The following is a 21,410-nucleotide window of genomic DNA, read 5'->3' as shown; positions in this document are numbered from 1 at the left end:
GTCCTAAATTTCTACTGTCTAAAAACATATGTATACCGTTTTGTTGATCATGTTATTGTTATGTATTACGTGACTTACTTAATATTGGTCAAGATATTCACCTGAGAATTTAATTCTTTCTAAAGCATTACGGATTTGAACCTGTGCGATTTTAGATGATGGCTTAACTAGTATTAATTTCTTAAAACCTAACATCATATAATACTGCAAAGCTTGGTCTAATTGTGGAACTACTTTTGAAGGAGTCGTCGTTTGATTTGTTGCATCAACTACAAAAACAAACGTATTTCTCGTAACCCTGTTAATGGTCTCCTCTAAATCCTTCATATACTCAGCAGCATCGTTTTCTTTAATTAATCCTTGTACTTGTACACGAACTTCACGATTTGTTTCATCAATCTCCATTTTGTACTTTCTCTTATCTACTATTACTCCCATACCAATTCTCCTTTCAAATGGTATTAATCTAAAAAGATTTTTGAATATACCTTATATGTATAAATGGCACAACAAAAATTGATTATATAATAATAATATAGGGAAAACCACCTATAAACGAGTTTAATAGGATAGGTGGATAGGTAAAGCTAGGTCTTTGGACCCGAATGTTTCAAGGTGTGATTTTAGAAACACCATATTTTACATACTTCTTGCCAGTTTCTGGTATTCAACTTCTTTTAAGTGATGCACTAGCACAATCATAATTTTCCAGCATCCAAATTACTATTTTTTAGTCGATTGTATGATTGACAGATATATCGGATGCTGATATATTATATGTATCAACAGTCGATATAACGTCTCACGATAGGTGGTGTAATGATGGAGGATAAGGCACCGTTAACTGAGGGTGTATATTATATTCTTTTATCCTTGTATGAACCAAGGCACGGGTATGGAATCATGCAATTTGTATCTGAACTTAGTAATGGTCGTGTTGAGCTAGGAGCAGGAACGATTTATGGAGCAATAAAAACATTGACTAAAAGAGAATGGATTATTCCATTGGATGAGGATGGGCGCAAAAAAGAATATGTGATCACAGATGCAGGTAAATGTATTGTGGAATCTGAAATCAAACGGCTTTTTGAGCTATATCATAACGGCATAGGAATTACGAAGGGAGAGAGAACGCAATGAGGATAGTAAAATATCGTTTTTATGCTGATTACGAAAAGGAAGAAAAATGGGTAAATGAAATGGCCGCTCAAGGCTGGCATCTAAAGAAATTCTCCCTTGGACGGTTCACATTTGAGGAAGGTGAACCCGGTGCCTTTATTTATCGGAATGAATTTATTAATTTGTCTGTGGATGAGAAAAAGGATTACTTTGAATTTTTAAAGAATAGTGGAATTACAATCATTAACGAATTTGGTGGTTGGGTGTACATGAGGAAGGCTGCTTCCGACGGGCCATTTGAACTATATACGGATTCTAATTCAAAGATTGCCTATTATAAGCGCGTGTTAAATATATTTCTCTTACTCTTTATCGTTAATGCTTGGATGGGGTATGCGAACATAAGTATTTTTTGGGATAAAAATGAAAAGGTATTTATTAGTCCCTATATCGGAATTCTAAATGTCCTTGCGGCTATACTAATTGCCATTCCAATCATAAAAATCTTTCGTCGGAAAAAGGCTTTGGAGAAAAAACAACTATTTTTTGAGTAATTGGTGGAAGCAGATGTCGTCTTCCCACTTTTTCTTATCGAGATATCTGGATGTTCTGTCTTCATCCACCTGTTCATTCAGTGAAAAGACCATCAGCCTAATTCAACCTACTTGGCTTATGGTCTTTTTGATGCTTCAATTGTTTGGCTTCCTTCTTAAACGTTGGTTCTCCACTTCTTTCCTTTTAACTAATTACTGTTTTTTCTTTCGCTTGAAAATGACGATAGAAATGATAAAACTTATAATCAATAGAGAACCGAACCAAAGAATGGTTAACAGGAGATTGTTACCAATAGGTGTTCCAATAAGTAGGCCACGAATTGATTCTATAAGTGGAGTCATTGGTTGGTTTTCTGCAAAGGTATGTAGCCAGCTAGGCATTGTCTCTGTAGGCACAAAGGCACTACTAACATATGGGAGGAATAACATCGGGAAGGTTACAGCGTTTGCTGTTTCCACACTTTTTGCCATTAACCCCATCGCTACAAACAGCCAATTAAGTGATAACATAAATAAAGACAAGAGCCCAATTATACCAAGCCACTCTATGAATCCCGCATTCGGCTGGAATCCAATGAGGATGGCAACAAGAAAGATAATCGTTGTAGCCATTGCATTACGAATGAACCCTGCTGTTACATGACCAACCATTAATGAAGAAGGTAGGAGAGGCATACTTCGAAGACGTTCAAACAATCCACCAACCATATCCTGCGTTACACTTATGGCTATTAGCGAACTGCCAAATCCTGCACACGTGATAATGACTCCAGGAACAACATAATTTACATACTCTGTCCCCGTCTGAATCGCTCCTCCAAAAATATAAACAAACATAACCATAATGGCAACTGGTAGTCCGATAGCCATTAATAGGGACTCTGGCTCACGGAAAATATGCTTTAAGCTACGATGCGACATTGTCCAACCATCTGATAAAGCCCAATAAAACTTTGATTTACGCATTGGCAGATTTCCCCTTTCTTTTTCTGCTTGTTACATCCATAAATACATCATCAAGCGTTGGTTTTCGGAAGTCGATGGAGCTAGGCTCTAAGCCGTGTTCATAGAGTGTGTTAAGTAGTTGACGCAAACTTCCTATAGAACAGGTATTAATTGAGATCATTCGCTCACTTTCATTTATTTGACCTTGTAAAAGCGTTAGAGCAAGCTGGCATGAACTCAAATCATCAAAGGTTAATTCTATCTTCTCGTCACCGATCAAGCTTTTTAGTTCATCAGCAGTTCCTTCTTCTACAATCTTTCCTCCATTGATGACAGCAATCTTATCTGCAAGTTGATCTGCCTCTTCCAAATATTGTGTCGTTAAGAAAATGGTCACTCCACTCTTTGCAAGTTGTCTAATCAGATCCCACATGTTTCTCCGACTACGTGGATCAAGTCCCGTTGTTGGTTCATCTAAGAAAATAACTTGCGGAGAGGCTAGTAGACTAATAGCAATATCAAGTCTTCGGCGCATTCCACCAGAATAAGTCTTTACTTGTTTCTTGGCTGCATTTGTTAACTCAAATAGTTCAAGTAGTTCAATTGCCCGCTTTTTCACTAAATGGCCGCTCAAGTGATTTAGACGTCCCATCATCAAGAGGTTTTCTTCTCCCGTCAACAATTCATCCACTGCTGCATACTGCCCAGTTAGACTAATGGTTTGTTTCACTGATTTAGATTCGCGATGCACATCATATCCTGCAATCAAAGCTGAGCCGCTATCAGCCTGAATTAATGTTGATAAGATGCGCACTGTGGTCGTCTTACCAGCACCATTCTCACCTAGCAATGCAAAAATAGATCCTCGTGTCACCTCGAGATTCAAATTATCTAAAACTAAGTGCTTCCCATAGGACTTCTTCAGATTACGAACAGAAATAATGTTCTCTTTCATCACTCCACCCCTTTTTTGATTGATTCAGTCAGTCAATACATAGATAAAAATGATGACTGGTTTTTGATTGACTAAACCAGTCAATTTAAAAATATAATAAATCTCCTCACTCGTCAACAAATAATTTTGACAAAAAAAAGGAGGAGAGGTATGAATGAGATTAACGTGTCGTAATCATTCTCATAAAAATGTCGATTTTTCGGTCCATATTTTCACGCCACCAATCAGGATCATCAGCCATCACACCAGAAATAATGGTTAGAAATAATCCGACTAGTTCTTCAGGGTCCCCCTGAATAATTTCACCCGCTTCTTGTCCTTCTATAAAAATAGGAATAAAAAATTCAATATACATCATTCCTACATTTTTGGTGAAATCGAGTATATGGCTAGGAATGCCGTCCGTATTTTCTAAGTGTTGAATCACACGAAATATATTACTACTTTCTGACTTACTAGATGAAAGGGCAAACTTCGTAAATTGTCGTACTTTTTCTATGGGTGACACTGCCTTCGCTGAAAGCTCATTAAGATATTTACGTGTTTCATTTAATTCCACAGCCCATTCAAGGCTCTCGTATAACACTTCTTCCTTTGATTTGAAATAGTGATAAACTAATCCGTGACTAATTCCCGCTTCCTGTGCGATTAAACTAATCTTTGTTAATTTAATCCCATTCTCTGCAAACGTTTTAAGCGCAGCTCTCATAATTTGTATCTTACGTTCATTTCGAATATTTTCTAATTGATCTTCATTTAACGGTGCCATACATATCAATTCTCCTAAAGTATTGGTAACATGATTCTATCATATCACGAAAAAAAGACTAAACAGAAGTAGTCTTGATTATGTCTTCTTAAATATTACTAGATAACTTCTATATAATTAAAAAAGAAGCCTCTCAAAAGTTCAATGAACTATGAAAAGCTTCTTTTAATTTATCTTACCAACAAACCCAGTCATATCAAGGGTTCAAGGGGCAGATTACATCATGCCGCCCGTAAAAGCAAGAGAGTGTAATAGCTTAAACTTGTTGTAAAAGCTCACACTCTTTATAATAGTTACTTTGTCACAGGGCTTCAACCTAAAGATTTCCCACTAGTTACTAGGCCTCATAATCAACAAATTACAATTTGACATTTATGTTGTAAATCATTTTGCTCACATTTAATTCTACAGTAGCAGGAACTTCTCGCATGGGATACTCCCTGCATTATTGTTTAAAACTTTTAAATAACGCCGCATATTTTGAACTGTGATTCAAATAGAAATATCTAATATTTTGATATCTGTTTCCCACTTAATCTATTAAGATATTCCTTATCATCACAAATTGATGTCTTCTTCTTCAATTGTAGATAAGTCTTCTACAGTTAATTCAAGCTTATTCTGTAATCGAACTGCTTGTCTTCTAATTGTTTCTTCGTAAACATTACGCATAAATCTTCCATTGCCAAAATGGTCTTCCTGCAAAGCAAGATCTATTTTGTTTTTTATTTTGGACTTGGCAGCTTCTGTCACTGTGTATCCTTTACCTTTAAACAACAATTCACCGATTTGCATTAACTCATACACTGTATAGTCCTTAAATTCGATAATATGTGGAATTCGTGAGCGTAATCCTGGATTAGTGTCGAGAAATTCTTCCATTTCATTTGTATACCCTGCTAGAATAACAATTAGATCTTCACGGTAATCTTCCATTGCCTTTAATAGCGTATCAATCGCCTCTTGGCCATAACCATTGGAAGAACCAGCATCTTGAGCAAGTGAATAGGCTTCATCTATAAACAATACTCCGCCCAAAGCTTCTTGAATTTTCTCCTGTGTTTTAATCGAAGTCTGTCCAACATAGCCAGCAACTAGACCAGAACGATCAACTTCAATCAACTTATTACTTGGTAATATACCTAAGTTGTACAGCAAGTCTGCTACAATTCTAGAAACCGTCGTTTTCCCAGTTCCCGGGTTCCCCGTAAAAATCATATGGAGTGCAGCACCTTCATCAACTGGTAATCCTAAACTTTTTCGCTTTTGTTGAATACTAATTTGTGCTTGTAAACTTCGTATGAAATCTTTAACTTCATTAAGGCCGATAATGGATTGTAGATTTTCATCTAGATTGAAATCTTCCTTCCCATTTTGCTCATTGATGAAATCCTCAGGAAGCAATTTAACGATCTCATCTTTCTCTAAAATACCTTCGGTTACAATTCGGCCAGATTGTTTACGAAGAGCTTCTTCGAGAACATTTCTGACAAGCCTACCATTTCCCGCATCTGCTTTTGATCGTTTTATTTCCCTTTGAAGGAGCTGTGATAAAGCATCTAGCGATGGCTCTGTTAACGTGTATCCTTCCTTCGTGGTCATCAACTTTGCAATTGCTAACAATTCACTGATCGTATAATCAGGGAAGTTGATGTTAATTGGAAAACGTGATTTTAGCCCCGAATTGGTTTTTAAGAAGTCTCTCATATCTTTTTCATAGCCTGCTAATATTACGATAACACTATCCCTGTGGTCCTCAATTAGCCTCACTAACGTATCAATGGCCTCTTTCCCCATACTATCTGTACTAAGTGCATAAGATTCATCAATGAAAAGAATTCCACCTAATGCAGACATAAATACCTCTTTGACCTTTTCAGGTGTTTGGCCTGCGTAAGAAGCTACTAGGTCACCTCGGTCAACCTCTACCATCTTACCTGTTTTTAACACGCCCATTTTCTTTAACAATTCCCCAACTACTCGAGCAACCGTCGTCTTTCCGGTTCCTGGATTACCTGTAAAAATCATGTTTAAGCTTTGTGTCGTTACTGTCTTAATCCCTGCGCTTTGACGAAGTTTCTGTGCAAGAAGTTGTTTTTCAAGGGAACGTACAAATTCTTTCACCTCATGTAATCCAATAATTTTACCAAGTTCCTTTTCAAGTTTAAATTTCTTGTCTCGGTTTTCCACTAGAAAATCTGATGGCTCAAAAGTTACAAGCATTTCAGACTCTTCATAGGAACCAGTCGAAATTCTCTCAGATTGCCTTCTGATTGCTTCCTCGAAAATATTCCGAACCATTCGTCCATTTCCTGATTCAGCGGAAGATAGTTGGACTTCATTTTCAATTCGTTTCACTAAAGCCTCTTTCGCTTCAAGAGGTAAAGTATAATTTAAATCCGAAACCATTTTCTCACCAATTTCGACTAATTCACTCGCTGAGTAATCAGCGAAGTTGATGTTAATTGGAAAACGAGACTTCAGACCTGAATTTGTTTTTAGGAATTCCTTCATCTCTTTTTCATAACCCGCTAAGATTACAATTACATTTCCCTTGTGGTCCTCTGTAAGCTTCACCAACGTATCGATTGCTTCTTTTCCGAAACTATCAGTACTTAAGGCATATGCTTCATCGATAAATAAAATCCCCCCAAGTGCAGACATAAATACCTCTTTTACCTTTTCAGGCGTTTGACCAGCATAGGATGCAACTAAATCACCACGGTCGACCTCTACCATTTTACCTGTTTTTAAAACACCCATATCCTTTAAAAGGTCACCCACAACTCGAGCAACTGTTGTTTTTCCTGTACCTGGGTTTCCAGTAAAGATCATATTTAAATTTTGTGTCGTCTTTTCTTTATACCCCGCACTATAGCGTAGTTGTTGGGCAATGATTTGCTTCTCAAGCTGCCGAACAAAGTCCTTCACTTCTTGTAATCCAATGATTCTTTTGAGTTCTTTTTCAAGTTCGAAACCTTTCTTCCGCTTATCGATAATAAAATCTGAAGGTGCGAAGGTTACTAAGAAATCATGCTCCGCACTTTCTTCGGTTGCAATTCTATCAGATTGCCTTCTAATCGCTTCCTCAATAATATTTCGGACCATTCTTCCATTCCCAGATTCAGCTGATGAAAGCTGGGTCTCAGATTCAATTCGAACTGCTAACGCTTCCTTGGCTTCCTGTGGTAATAGATAGCCTGTACCTGCAACCATTTTTGCCCCAATCTCAACAAGCTCTGATGCTTTGTAATCTTTAAAATCAACGGTGATTGGAAATCTTGATTTTAGCCCTGTATTTGTTTTTAAGAACTCTTTCATCTCTTTTTCATAGCCTGCTAGAATAACAACGATATTTTCTCTATGGTCCTCCATTAACTTCACAATCGTATCGATTGCCTCTTGTCCGTAGCTATCGGCAGCTAAAGCATAGGCCTCATCAATAAATAAAATTCCTCCTAGAGCGGACATAAATTTATCTTTTGTTTTCGGAGCAGTCTTTCCAACATATTCACCAACAAGGTCCCCACGGTCCACTTCCACAAAATGCCCTGATTTTAAGGCACCCATTTCCTTCATCATATTACCAAGGAGTCTGGCAACTGTTGTTTTCCCTGTTCCGGGATTACCGGTAAAAATCATATTCAGGCTTTGCTTAATACTCGAATTAATACCGACAGCTTTTCTCTTTTTCTGAGCAACGAGCTGTCGTTCCATTGTCTTCATGAACTGTTTGACTTCACCAAGGCCGACTATTTTATCCAACTCGGCTTCTAAATCAAAATCATTCACTTTATCCAAGCCAAGATCAGCCATTGTTAATAGATTCAATTCTTCATCGCCAATTGGATTAGTTGGGTCCATTGTTTTTAAAATTCTTGCTGATTGGGCAGCAATCGCTTGCTCGACTACGTTCCGAGCCAAACGCCCGTTACCCGAATCATTTTTCCCTGGGATTTGCTTTCTAGTGAATTCTTCAATTAATCCCTCTTTACTATCTTCTTCGATTGTATAACCTTCACTTTTCGCAATAACTTCCGCAATCTCTAACAGCTCTTCAGAAGAGTAATCTGGAAAATCTATTAAGTTGTTGAATCTTGAACGAAGACCTGGATTCGTTTTTAAAAATCCTTCCATTTCTTCCTTATATCCCGCGAGGACAACAACCATGTCATCTCGGAAATCTTCCATTCCTTTGACAAGAGCATCAATTGCCTCTTTTCCAAAATCACTGTCTCCGCCTCTCGCCAACGAGTAGGCTTCATCGATGAATAATACACCACCTTTTGCAGACTCAATCACAGCTTGGGTTTTCGGTGCGGTTTGCCCGACATATTCAGCAACCAGTTTTCCACGGTCCACTTCCACTAAGTGTCCACTTGATAAGTATCCTAATGCCTTTAAGTACTTAGAAACAAGTCTTGCAATAGTTGTTTTCCCTGTACCTGGATTTCCTGTGAAGATGAAATTCATCGATAATCGTGTTACTTTTGCACCACGAGACTGACGAATTTTTTGAAGAGCCAGAAATTCTTCTAATTGGAATATTCGTTCTTTTACTGGCTTTAATCCAATGACTTTACCCAGTTCTTCTTTAACAGCATCGAGGTTTTGTTCGTTAGCTTTCTTTTTTGTTACAGTTATCTTTTTAATTTCATCATCTAAAATGAGGTCATCCTCTGCTGCGACAAGTTTATAAGTTATACCAGGTTGTAATTTCCCTAACATACGTAATTCCGTAATTGACTGATATATATCTTCCTCGATGTATCCCTTTATTCCATGAACGCCTATCATTGGATTAGCCTTACCTACAATGAAGGAGGTAACATCTGTAGAAATTCTTATATTCAATTGAAGCTTATCACTTATACGCTTTTGATATTTCTTTATATATTTTTCAGCAATTTTTTCTAGAATTTCAGGTGATATTACAGAAGTTTGTGCAATATCTTTTATTTTTTCTAATGCCGTCGAAGGAAAAATAGTACGTACATCTCTAAAATCCTTATCAGAAGAAAGAATAATTAATTTATCATCCATTTCTAATGTATCAATTGCATTTTGAGCCAAACTGCTATATGTTTTTTCAAGCATTTGCCAGTTCGCATTAAATACATAACGATCCTTTAATTTTAGTTTTCCATGGATTATTATTTCAGAGAGTTTGGAAACAATCTCAGGCGAACATTTGTCTACATTGTCAATAATAATGACCTCTGCTTTACTAGAAAGACCTTTATAAATATCAGATAAAAATGTACTCTCTACGTCTGATGCTCCTTTTGAGCTTGAAATATCAATATAATGAATGTCTGCATTTTTATATAGATTGTATTCATACATGATTGCTGTTAAAAATCGAATTGATTTCGCAATACCTGTTCCTTTTTGACCCGAAACGAAAATCGTGTTTTTAAGTGAAATGTCCGGACGTTTATATACAAAACTACGCATATATCCATTACACAACTGTTCAACAAAATCCTCTTGCCCTAAAATATATTGATTTAGACGCTGCTTTGCATCCTTTAAAACTTTCTGATATTTATCTACCTCATTATTCACTTGCTTTTTATTTGTTTCATAATTACTATTGATATCAGTTTTTGTATTCATATTTGTTTCATTCTTGCTTGAGGTTTCTTGCGTTTTTTGTTGTTTTGTATGTATACGAGTAATGTTCATCATTAGTTCTCGGAATTTATAAGCATAGGACGAATTAGGATTTTTAATCAGGAACTTTTTACAATACTTTACGGCTTGATCTTTTTTACCAGCCTTCGCTAGTGCAGAAGCATAGTTATATTCTAGTTCATCATTTTTCCCAAGCTTGAGCGCTTTTTCAAAATGAATAAGAGCAGTCTCTATATCTTGGTTTTCCTCTAAATACGTTTGACCAAGAAGAAAATGAGCATCAAAACTAGTAGGTTCTCGTTCTACAGCATTTAAAAGATAGGATTTGGACTGAACAAAATCCCCTTTTTTTAGATATAGTTTGCTTATACCGATTAATATTGTAATTGAGTTAGGATCGAGTTGGTATGCATCTTTGAGCAATGTCTCTGCTTTTGCTAAATCCTCAGTCTCCACACAAGCGATTCCAAAATAAGTCATATATTCACAGTTATTTGCATCAAGTGTTAGTGCTTTCTCGAAATACCTTTTGGCTTTTCCATAATCTTGATCATGTACATATAATAAACCTGCCAAATAAAACATCCCTGGATGATCTGGATACTGAGAAAGTAAGCTCTCAATTTGTATCAACGCCTGAGACAATTGCCCAGAATGTACATTTGATTCAAACAGTGACTTAAACGCTAGAAACTCTTCTTTGTTATACAAATTTTTCGATGTCATGGTCGGCCTCCTAGTACTTACTGAATAAAAAAGCCCCTATAATAGGAGCTTTTCGTAAATACTCGTTTGTATATTATTTTTTAGCCATCGCTTGCAATACAGCAGCAATGTTTTGATTTCTTTGTTGTCTCTTTCCAGTGTGAACTTCAAAATTATCCTTCCAAACAGGGATTCTACTAATTTTCCAAGCCCCATATAATAGTGCACCACTAATTACAATATTAATAAATGAACCTGTAGATAACGCAGTTAATAACCAAATAACTGGAATAATAGCTAAACCTGCGAATCGCCCCTTTAGAAATCTTGTTTTTAGAGCATTCTCTCCTAAATCGATAAAGGTTTGAATAGATTCTAATAAATCACGATCTGTTGCATAAATTTTTGCTTCTCTTAGAAGTACAAGTCCTGTTTCTGCACTCTCTTTGGAAATAAAACTATAATAGCCTTCTTTGTAATACATTTGCATTAAACATTTATTATAATAGTTTAATGCTAATTCATTTCCCAAACTTGGATCTTTCCCATGCGTTTCAATAAGTTTCTTTAAGATTTCAATCGCATGATCATATTCTCCCTTAAATCTAGCTAGGTATGCCAATCTAAAATGGTAAGCTCTTTCAGTAGGCTTGATACTCAAAGCTTTTCTAATCAATTGTTCTGCGTAATTAATCTTCTCTGCATCACTCAAACGTGGGTGATCCATATATACATCTGATAAGTCATAATAGAATACATCATTATTAGTTGCAATATCTATTGCTTTCTTATATTCATAGATTGCATCATCAAACTCGTTCCACATGTAGTGCGCACGTGCTAATACAGCCCATGCATTAGGGTTACTAGAACTCTTTTCAGTTGCTCTTTTACCAACTACAACCGCATCTGCAGTTCTACCTTTTTCAAGTAGAGTCCAAGCTTCGTCTACTAATTCATCAGCATTCAAGTTAGTATGATCAACCGTGCTCTGTTCTTCTGTGTTGAATTGATACTTAGAAGCTTCAAGTTCTTTATCATATTGTGCTCTTTTCGCAGGATCTAATAGAATTGCTTCTGCTTCATTTAGAAGCTCAATTTTTCGTTCTGCATCTTGACGTCGTTTTAAATCTGGTGCATTTGTACGACCTAGCCATTTGCGCTGAGCTTCTATAAGTTTCTCCTTCAATTCATCCTGGCTAATGGATGAGTCTACCTGTATTAATTCATAAAAATTTTCCAATGATAGTGCCCCCTAAAAAATATAAATAAATGCCCCATTATCCTAGGTACTCTGTTTATTCAACTGAGATACCTGCCAATTTTTCAGCCTTCTGTTCAATGACTGATTCTGATAGATTTGATTTTCTTTCGATATGCATTTCACCTAAATGTTTCCCTGTGTGTTCATCTTTCCCAAAGACATGTATAACACCATTTTCATCATATGAAAGGATAAAACGTACAGGATATCCTTCCTGCTTAGGTTCTCCTAAATCAATATCAGACTCACCAATTATTTTCACGAATTCTGGATCTTCGTCCTCACCTTCCGTGAGTTGAACATGAATAAATTGCTGACCATCTCTCACCGTACTAAAAACATCGTATCTTTCAGCAGGAATCGGTGTGTTTCTTTTTAAAATGATCTGATTCATCATTTGATTTGTTTGTGAGTTTACAATTAACATTCCTAAACTATGAGAGTTCACATCGACCACTCTTGTTTTATGGACTGGTTTTTCCTCACCAGAAGAATTACTTCCTTTCACTTCTAAGAGACTTCCTTGAACAGCCGCACCTAGAGCAACTACTTCATCAGGATTAACATCTTTTGAAGGTTGGATCCCTGACATCTTTTCTATTACTTCCGAAACGGCTGGGACTCTCGTAGATCCACCAACTAGTAAAATTTTATCAATGTCAGACCAGTTCATTTCGGCATCCATTAACACATTTTTCATAATAAGAGTTGTACGATTGAGTAAAGGTGACAACATTGCGTCAAAATCATCTTTTGTTATATCAACCTTTACTGTTTTACCCTGAGAAGAAAGAGTAATAACGGATTTTTTACGAGAAGAAAGCATTTTTTTACATGCTTCTGCCTTTTCACGTAGGTCCTGAACTGCATTTAAATCATCATATAAATCTAGCCCATGCTCTTCTTCAAACTTCTGCTCAACAAATTCGAAGATCTTATTGTCGAAATCAAAACCACCCAGATTTCGGTCTCCACCAGTCGCTTTTACTACTATTTCATCTTGATTTAATTGAATGATAGTGACATCAAATGTGCCACCACCTAAATCATAAACCATAATATTTTGTTGTTTATCGCGATTTGCAAGACCATAGGCTAAAGCAGCAGCTGTTGGCTCATTTATAACTTTCAGAACATTCATTCCGGCGATTTTACCAGCATCCTGAGTTGCCTTACGTTGGGCATCATCGAAGTAGGCAGGAACAGTTATAACTGCATCATTAACCGTGCAGCCGAGCGCCTCTTCAGCATCTACTTTTAGGCGTTTTAAAATAATTGCGGATAGTTCTTCGGGGGTGAATACATCTCCTGTATCCAAAGGGAATTTATAGCTCGAATTACCCATATGTCGTTTGATAAATTGTACAGTGTTACCTGGATCAGACGTTGCAATACTCTTTGCTGTCGAACCTATTACGGGAGTTCCATCTTCAAAAAAAATGACGGAGGGAGTTACCCTTTCACCTTCACGATTAGGCACAATAGCTGGATTTCCATTCTCATCTATGTAAGCTACTGCTGAGTTAGTTGTTCCTAAATCAATTCCAATAATCACCTAATCAGCTCCTTGTAAATTAATATAAAATTTAATAATTTGGTAATATAATAGTAATACTTTGGACTTATATTTATTCTAATTAGTAAAGATTTAAACGTCAATATTAAATACCTATATTTAGCAAATATTAAATACGTATATTTCCAATCATTTGTAAATTTATTTTAATTACACCTAATTGTTTTATAAAAAAAGGAAGACTCAGAACATGTTTGTTCTAGAAGCTTCCTACTACTATCTTATATTTTTTCATCTACCAATCGAACCATAAAGTATTCGATAATAGACTCGATTGTTTTAAATTTATCTCCTACAAGATTTAAATCTAAATTAAACTCCAGTTCAAAGATATCGTGAAGTTCAAGTAGTACTGAAATAAGGACACCGACATCTCCTACATATTGAATTGGAGAACCGTCAATCTCGATTTCATCAATAGGGGTTTTACCTTTCTCTGTGATTACTGCTAATACGGATGCAATCACACTTTGTATAATGTTTTCTTTTATTTCTTTTAATGATGCCATTTTATTCACCTCATAAATAATTTTAGATTCTGTTTCTTCTCTAGGAATTCTATTAATCTTTCTCAGTGTTTATATCATTTTCTCTAGCCGGGAAATCAGGCATCATTACAGTTTTCTCTACTTCATAGCTATTACCGTCTTGTCCTAATATTACTTCTCTTATAGTAACAGGCACCATTTTTATTTTTGGTGGTACTATCTCCTTTTTTATTTCCTTTTCTTCTTCCATGCTTCATATCTCCTTTCAATTATTTCGGCTACTTTTATAGATACTGGCCTAGGTTCAGGATTATTTTTATACTCGGACCATGCTTCAGCAATAAACTCTGCAACTTTTGTCATTCCATATCCTGATAATTGATTTTTCCCATCACCAGTATTTAAAGTCTGCCGGTAAAGGTCTATTATATCTGTATCCGTACTTAATGAAAGCAAGGCGTCTATTTGATGCCCCATTTCATGGTCTACAGTAGATTTTATATTATCGCAACCAACAGGCTTATGTTTACTAGCTACGTCCTTCTCTTTTATATGGGTGAAATATACATGGTCGCAGCCATATTTTTCGTTAATCGTTATTCCATTAAATTCACTAATTATTCCCGATGGTGCTGAGAGAGACTGTGCGATGGTATTTTCTCTAATTGGCAACCTATCCATTAAAGCATCCACATCTGAAATAACATAAGGCATGAGGTCTTCTTCTAAAAATGTTGGGTTGCTCTGCTTATAACTTTCCAGATACATTTGTTCTAGTTCAGTTCTTATTGTATTATTTCGCGCTTGCGCAGAACCAATAAACTTAATTCTATCTCTAAGTTCTGGGAACATTTCAATGTTTTCAGCAATCCCCTTATTCCACTCCTGGGCGACCTTTGGGTCTAGTCCTGTGTAATCAACCATATCTGTAATTTTGTTAGCCAATGCCCATTGTTCTAAATCTTCAATTGCAGCATCCTCTATCTCGTTTATGTTATCCAGGTCTTCCACTCGGCCATTTAAAGGCGTATCAAAAATGAAATGTTGATTATCCTTATTATCAACTGGTATTTCTATGTCTTCAGGCTTTTCTCCATTATCCTTTTGTTTTTCAACAAAATCTTTAAAATCCTTAAATAGATTTCTGGCCTCAGTAGAAAAACTTTCCTTGTTATACTCCCACCAAGCTTTTGGGCCTTGTTTGGCAGCCTCAAGCTGAGCTTTTAAGCCATTTTGAAACATTTCACTAATTTTTGTACCTTCTCCATTCTCAATTCGCTTTTCATGACGTTCCAGTAAAACATCACGTATATTACTTAAAGTTTCATGGCGTTCTAAATAGCGGTTTGTTAGTTTTTTTCCGTCTTCATATAAATTTCTTGTTTCTTCACTAAAGCTTTCTTTATTGTACTTCAACCAGCCTATAGGACCACCCTTCGTTGCTTCTAGTTGAGCCTTAATTCCATTTCGGAACATATCCTTTAAGGATCCACCTTCGCCACTCTCAATTCGTTGCTCGTGGCGTTCCTTTAATACTTCACGTATGTCACTTAACATATCATGGTGGTCTATAAATTGGGATGCTAGCTTTTTGCCATCCTCAAATAGGTTTCTTGTTTCTTCGGTGAAGCTTTCTTTATTATATTTCAACCAACCCGTCGGGCCTTCTTTCGCTGCCTCTAGTTGAGATTTTATCCCATTTCGGAACATATCCTTTAAGGAACTACCTTCTCCGTTTTCAATTCGCTGTTCGTGACGATCTTTTAATAATTCACGTATGTCACCTAACATATCATGGCGGTCTATATAACGAGATGCTAGCTTTTTGCTATCCTCAAACAAGTTTCTCGCTTCTTCGCTGAAACTTTCTTTGTTATATTTTAACCAATCTATCGAACCTTCTTTCGCTGCCTCTAGTTGAGCTTTTATTCCATTTCCCAACATTTCCTTTAAGGATCCACCTTCGCCATTCTCGACTCGTTGCTCGTGGCGTTCCTTTAATACTTCGCGAATGTCACTTAACATATCTTGGCGGTCTATAAAACGAGAAGCTAGTTTTTTACTATCTTCAAAAAGATTCCTTGCCTCCGTACTAAAACTCTCCTTGTTGTATTCCCACCAATCCTTCGGCCCTCGTCTCGCTGCTTCAATTTGACCTTTTAGGCCGTTGTGGATCATTTCTTTTAAAGTTTGGCCTTCTCCATTTTCAACGCGTTGTTTCTGACGCTCTTCAAAGACTTCTTTGATGTCTTTGAACGTGTCATTTTTTTCTATTAAAATACCAGCGATTCTTTTCCCATCTACGTATATATTGGAAATATCCTTTTTTAATTCCTCTTTATTATAATTTAACCATGCTTCAGGACCTTCCTTTGCCATTTCCACTTGCTTTATCCAGCTATTTTTGAGTATTTCAACAATGCCCTTTCCCTCGCTTTCAGTTTCCCACCATTGCAATTTATCATGAACAATATTCCAAATTGTATCGTCTTTCTCTTCTGTTTCCTTTTTCTTATTTTCTTCCGAGGATTCGATTTGAGAATAAACTTTATCATTTGGCAAGTCACTTTCTAGGTTTTCTAATTCAGGGGTTCTATACTGCTCCGACCCAATTTCTGGTGCTTTTCCTGAGTTTTCTTCTGGTATATTACTTTCTAGGTTATCTGTTCCATTCTTACTTTGCTGTTCGACATTTGAATCTAACGTTTTCTCAGGATTTTCTTGTCCGCCTCTTTCTATTAGCTCTTCTTCTGGATTCTCTTTTTTCTGGTCATGATTTGAGTCTAGCGAATCTTTACTTTCTTCTGGATGATTGCCTTCTACACTTTCCTGTGCGTCTGCACTTTGCTGTTCAACATCAGACTCTGCCACTTTTTCTGAACCTTCTTCTAGCCCAACACCTTCTAGTTTCTCTGCTTCACGAGTCTCTTTTGCTTGCTCAGGATTTGAGTCTAGCGATTCTGCGATTTCTTCTGGTAAATTTCCTTTTTTATTTTCCTGTGCGTTGGCACTTTGTAGTTCAACTTCAGATTCTGGCGCTTTTTCTGAACCTTCTTCTTGGGTTCCACCTTCTAGTTTCTCTTCTTTAAGTTCCTCGTTTGTTTGCTTAGGACTTGAGTCTAGCGCTTCTGAGTTATCTTCTGGTAGACTACCATCTATATTTTCCTGTGTATTTTCACTTTGCTGTTCAACACCAGATTCCGGTGCTTTTTCTGAACCTTCTTCTAGGGTTGCACCTTCAAGGCTTTCTTCTTTAAGAACCTCGTTTGTTTCCTCAACATTTGATTCAAGCGCTTCTGAGTAATCTTCCGGTAGATTGTCTTCTACATTTTCCAGTGTATTTTCACTTTGCTGTTCAACACCAGATTCCGGTGCTTTTTCTGAACCTTCTTCTAGGGTTGCACCTTCAAGGCTTACTTCTTTAAGAACCTCGTTTGTTTCCTCAACATTTGATTCAAGCGCTTCTGAGTTATCTTCCGGTAGATTGCCTTCTACATTTTCCAGTGAATTGTCGCTTTGCTGCTCAACACCAGATTCCGGCACTTTTTCTGAACCTTCTTCTAGTGTTACACCTTCAAGGCTTTCTTCTTTAAGATTCTCGTTTGTTTGCTCAATATTTGACTCTAGCTCTTCTGCATTATCTTCCAGTAAAATGCCTTCTACATTTTCCAGTGTGTTGTCGCTTTGCTGTTCGACTTCAGATTCTGATGCTTTTTCTGTGCCTTCTTCTAGGGTTGCACCTTCAAGGTTTTCTTCTTTATGATCCTCGTTTGTTTGCTCAACATTTGATTCAAGCACTTCTGAGTTATCTTCCGATTGACTACCTTCTAAATTTTCCTGTGTATTGTCACTTTGCTGTTCCACATCAGATTTTAGTACTTTCTCTGAACCTTCTTCTAGCCCTTCTCCTTCTAGTTGCTTTTCTTCTGGTTTCTCACTTGGTTGTTCCAGAATAGATTCTAGAGATTCTGCATTGTCTTCCAGTTGACTACCTTTTAAATTTCCCTTTGTATTGTCACTTTGCTGTTCGACATCAGATTCTAGCACTTTTCCTGAACCTTCTTCATGTCCGTCTCTTTCTAGTTGCTCTTCTTCTGAATTTTCATCAGGCTCCTCAAGATTAGACTCTAGTTTTTCCGAATTATCTTCTTGTACATTACCTCCTATGGTTGCTTCTTCTGATTTGGCATCTTCACTTACTTCGACCTGGCCATTAGCTGAATCACCAGCTTCCAGACCATCATCTGGAGAGTCCGTAACCATTTCTTTATCGACTTTTTCTGACTGTTCATTTTCTAGGGAGTTATCATTGCTTTCTATCGACTGCTCATCCTTTAAATCCTGCTCATATGACTCGAAATTATATGCTTCCGTTTCTTCCTCGTTAATTTCTTCGTTCTCTTGATGTTCATTTAGTTCATAAGTTTGTTCGTAGCTTTCAAAATCATAGACTTCTTTTTCTTCTAGCTTCTTTCGGTCTTCTACATCAGTTGCTTCATCAGCTTTTTCTATCTGCTCATATTTTGAAAAGTCGTAGGCATCATCAATAACTGATGCCCTTTCCTTTTCCCCATTGTCTTTAATCTCTTCTTGCTCAAGCTTATCCTCTTTACCTTCGTTTACTTGTTCTTCATATTCAGTTTCTTCTAATCTATCTCTCATGACTCATTCCCCAGTAGATTATATTCCATGAATTTTATGACGATCTCTCGTTTATTACTTTCATCTAGGTCGCTTTTCTCTAAAATAAGATTTAATGTGCATAGCTTCGTATGGTAATTCTGAAGAGTTGGGTTCCCATTTTTATGAAGCATGTTGAAAAAACCATTAAACCACGATACTTTATATTGCGCTTTTTCAGCATCTTCTACCATTTTATCCATCCAACCTTTTTCCACAACAAAATCTTTGACCTTCAGCATCTCATCACGATGGTCACATTTTTCCATACAAAATGCACATGCCGGACCAAACTCAAAACGCTTATCGTAGTTTGGAAACTCAGTACGTGTTTTCTCCTTCAAGTCTTGAATTACATCACTTCTCGAATGATCATAATCTTCTTTTACGAGTGGCATTTGTACTAACTTCGGCCTTGTATCGCCTTCAGCATATACCGCTGCAAATCCTCGTTTCAGAGAACTTATGTACTCAATTTGATTATCATTCATGTTCATTGATTGTCCGATTAACTCTCGGTCTTCCCTCATTACAATTCGGTGAACAATTTTTAGGTTTGTATTTTTCAAGGTATCAGGCGCTAATTTAGTAGGCACTTGGTCCGCAATTAAAAAGCCCTGTCCATAACTTCTGATTTCCGCTAATAGATTTGTAAAAAACTCTACTGATTTTGCACGTGGGCTTGCATCCCCACCACCCGAAACATTAGCCAACAATCGGTGCGCCTCTTCTATTAAAATAAGATGCTCGAATTTTTTATTTCTCGTAAGCTTTGTTTTTCGATATTCATAGAGCTGTACTAAAATAATACCCATCATAAAGGCTTTTACATCATCATCACCAATATCCTCTAGCTCCATTACTACAGGCGATGATAGCAATCTATCAATTGGAATCGATTTGTCTGTATTTAACATAGCTCCTTTGCCACCAACACGTAAGGAATGAATCCGCGCCTTTAGAGCAGCCGTAATATCAGATTTAAGACGTTGATCATAACCTAGTTCATCCACAACTACATCGATTTTGTAATATAAATCATCTAAGGTCGGATAAGTGTTGTACCCATACTTATTTTTATTGTTTAAAATGTCCCAGCCACGATCTTCATAGATTTTATAGATGCTAGTCTCTAATACAAATGGCATTGGTGGATAAAGCTCAAAGCTCGCCTTAAAGGTAGAAAGGACGTAATCAATATGGGTTTGAAGAGGGACCCCCTCCATTTTCTCAAATGGATTTATACGATATGGTACTGAATGCTCATCTTCAGCACCTAACGTAAACACACGTACATCTTCAAAGCCCTTCATATTATACAATTCCCAGTACTCCCTTTTTGCCGATTCTATTACCATAAAAGGAATACCGTGCTTAATCCAGAGATTCCGAAGCAAATTCTTAGACGTATTAGACTTTCCCCCTCCAGTAATCCCAACAATAAGACCATGGCGGTTCATATCATTTAATTCCATTTCATAGGCAGTATCAGCTTCTGACAATGTTACAAATGACTTCGTTTCCTCGCTTCCATTAATGATTTTCCCAACCTGAAATCCATTATCCTCTGCAGTCATATATCTTCTATCAGCAACATCAAATTCCACATATTGATCGATATAAAATCCTGGCATCTCTTTTCTTGGAATTTGAGCTAATGTTGCTAATTCATCTGTCGAAAGAATTGTTTGATAGAGATGTTTATAAAAATGGACAGTCTTTGCGGGAACCTTTCCTGGAACTTCCCATACGCCTACTGGGTGTATCTTGGATTTATGAGGTGGTAAATCATTTGCTGGTAACTGAAATGTAGATGCATGTGGTAAAACATGATCAATTGGTATTGTTCTCATCTTTTCTGGTCTCGAATCGTCACCATTGTAAATCGAAGTAATCAAATTTCGAAGCTTGGTTGCATTGCTTAGGTTATTTGAAAGATAGTACCCAGCAACTCTCCACATTCCTTTGGTTCTTCCTTTTTCTATACTTGTTTCCATAAAGTTTAGGTTATCAACATATCGTTGTAATGTTAAATTCGTGGATTCCCATGATTCCTTTCCCAACATACCACCTGATTCAGACATTTTAATAAACTTACTCACGTCTTCAATCTCCATTAGGACTTTAGAATGTGCCAAATTAACTTGAAAAGGACTCATCGATTTAGCAACGACCATATATGCCCAGGAAGTTCCATACATCCCCTTACACAGACGTTCAATTTGATGACCTTTACTTTCTCCAAAGGTTTTATTTGTTGGAATTCCTGTAATAATTCCTCCATTATGACCAACTGAACGGACATGATTTGTCATTTCTCCCATTTGTATTTCTTCCATTTTTATAAATGGATAGGAAGCTTGCAAGGATGAGGTTAATACGGAAAGGTGCATATCATTCATCCCAACATAAACACCAATCTCCTTTGGACTCCCAAGCAAGAGAAAGACAAACGATGTTTGCAAGGAAGAGAATCCTCCTAAAATATCGCTCATAATTGAATCGAAATCAAAATTTTCCTCAAGTTCCCAAAAACTTGAAAACCCCTTCACTTTCACAAAACTCATTTGACCAAGTGGTTCCATATCCAAAACCGGCTGTAAATTAGGGTTGTCCAAGTATGATTTTCTTACTAGGTGATCTTTTTCTTGTATTTCTCCCATATTTAACGTCTGTAATCTCACAATTATCCCCCTAACATATATTGAAAAAGCACTC

At 36.7% G+C, this 21,410-nt stretch carries 13 protein-coding genes; 2 read left to right on the top strand and 11 right to left on the bottom strand.

Features of this window, described 5'->3' with window-relative positions; translation table 11 throughout:
- Positions 1–78: 78 nt before the first annotated feature.
- Positions 79–438: a hypothetical protein gene (locus F7888_RS17490; protein ID WP_191781706.1), complete on the bottom strand. Its 360-nt coding sequence runs from the start codon at positions 436–438 to the stop codon at positions 79–81.
- Between the two features lie 381 nt (positions 439–819).
- On the opposite strand from F7888_RS17490, the gene F7888_RS17485 reads away from it, so the two are divergent.
- Together F7888_RS17485 and F7888_RS17480 are read left to right on the top strand one after the other, a co-directional pair.
- The gene (locus F7888_RS17485) at positions 820–1,140 is read left to right on the top strand and encodes a PadR family transcriptional regulator (protein ID WP_191781704.1); all 321 of its coding nucleotides are present in this window, start codon (positions 820–822) and stop codon (positions 1,138–1,140) included.
- Positions 1,137–1,673: a DUF2812 domain-containing protein gene (locus F7888_RS17480; protein WP_191781702.1), complete on the top strand. Its 537-nt coding sequence runs from the start codon at positions 1,137–1,139 to the stop codon at positions 1,671–1,673. The genes F7888_RS17485 and F7888_RS17480 overlap by 4 nt, the downstream gene beginning before the upstream one ends.
- Before the next feature lie 192 nt (positions 1,674–1,865).
- Here F7888_RS17480 and F7888_RS17475 read toward each other — a convergent pair whose 3' ends face one another.
- The 10 genes from F7888_RS17475 to F7888_RS17430 all read right to left on the bottom strand — a co-directional run bounded on the left by F7888_RS17475 (position 1,866) and on the right by F7888_RS17430 (position 21,376).
- Complete coding sequence (locus F7888_RS17475) at positions 1,866–2,639, bottom strand: ABC transporter permease (protein ID WP_191781700.1); 774 nt, start codon at positions 2,637–2,639, stop codon at positions 1,866–1,868.
- On the bottom strand, positions 2,632–3,573 hold the full coding sequence (locus F7888_RS17470; protein ID WP_191781698.1) for an ATP-binding cassette domain-containing protein: 942 nt from the start codon (positions 3,571–3,573) through the stop codon (positions 2,632–2,634). The genes F7888_RS17475 and F7888_RS17470 overlap by 8 nt, the downstream gene beginning before the upstream one ends.
- Before the next feature lie 160 nt (positions 3,574–3,733).
- A complete protein-coding gene (locus tag F7888_RS17465) occupies positions 3,734–4,342 on the bottom strand; it encodes a TetR/AcrR family transcriptional regulator (RefSeq protein WP_191781696.1) in 609 nt (202 codons plus the stop codon).
- Positions 4,343–4,900: 558 nt separating this feature from the next.
- Positions 4,901–10,705 (bottom strand): AAA family ATPase, encoded by a 5,805-nt coding sequence (locus F7888_RS17460; protein WP_191781694.1) that lies wholly within the window; start codon positions 10,703–10,705, stop codon positions 4,901–4,903.
- Between the two features lie 73 nt (positions 10,706–10,778).
- Positions 10,779–11,927, bottom strand: coding sequence for a tetratricopeptide repeat protein (locus tag F7888_RS17455; RefSeq protein ID WP_191781692.1), 1,149 nt, complete (start codon positions 11,925–11,927; stop codon positions 10,779–10,781).
- A gap of 55 nt (positions 11,928–11,982) precedes the next feature.
- A complete protein-coding gene (locus tag F7888_RS17450; protein ID WP_191781690.1) occupies positions 11,983–13,503 on the bottom strand; it encodes an Hsp70 family protein in 1,521 nt (506 codons plus the stop codon).
- A gap of 242 nt (positions 13,504–13,745) precedes the next feature.
- Positions 13,746–14,033, bottom strand: coding sequence for a hypothetical protein (locus tag F7888_RS17445; RefSeq protein WP_191781688.1), 288 nt, complete (start codon positions 14,031–14,033; stop codon positions 13,746–13,748).
- A 52-nt stretch (positions 14,034–14,085) separates the two neighbouring features.
- Entirely contained in the window at positions 14,086–14,262 is a 177-nt protein-coding gene (locus F7888_RS17440; RefSeq protein ID WP_191781686.1) for a hypothetical protein, read from the bottom strand.
- Positions 14,241–18,674, bottom strand: a complete 4,434-nt coding sequence (locus tag F7888_RS17435) for a hypothetical protein (protein WP_191781684.1) — start codon at positions 18,672–18,674, stop codon at positions 14,241–14,243. The genes F7888_RS17440 and F7888_RS17435 overlap by 22 nt, the downstream gene beginning before the upstream one ends.
- Positions 18,671–21,376, bottom strand: coding sequence for an ATP-binding protein (locus tag F7888_RS17430; protein WP_191781682.1), 2,706 nt, complete (start codon positions 21,374–21,376; stop codon positions 18,671–18,673). The genes F7888_RS17435 and F7888_RS17430 overlap by 4 nt, the downstream gene beginning before the upstream one ends.
- Positions 21,377–21,410: the final 34 nt, after the last annotated feature.

This window comes from Litchfieldia stipae, assembly GCF_014837155.1.
Classification (GTDB): domain Bacteria; phylum Bacillota; class Bacilli; order Bacillales; family Bacillaceae_L; genus Litchfieldia.
This window is presented reverse-complemented; position numbering and strand designations above follow the sequence as displayed.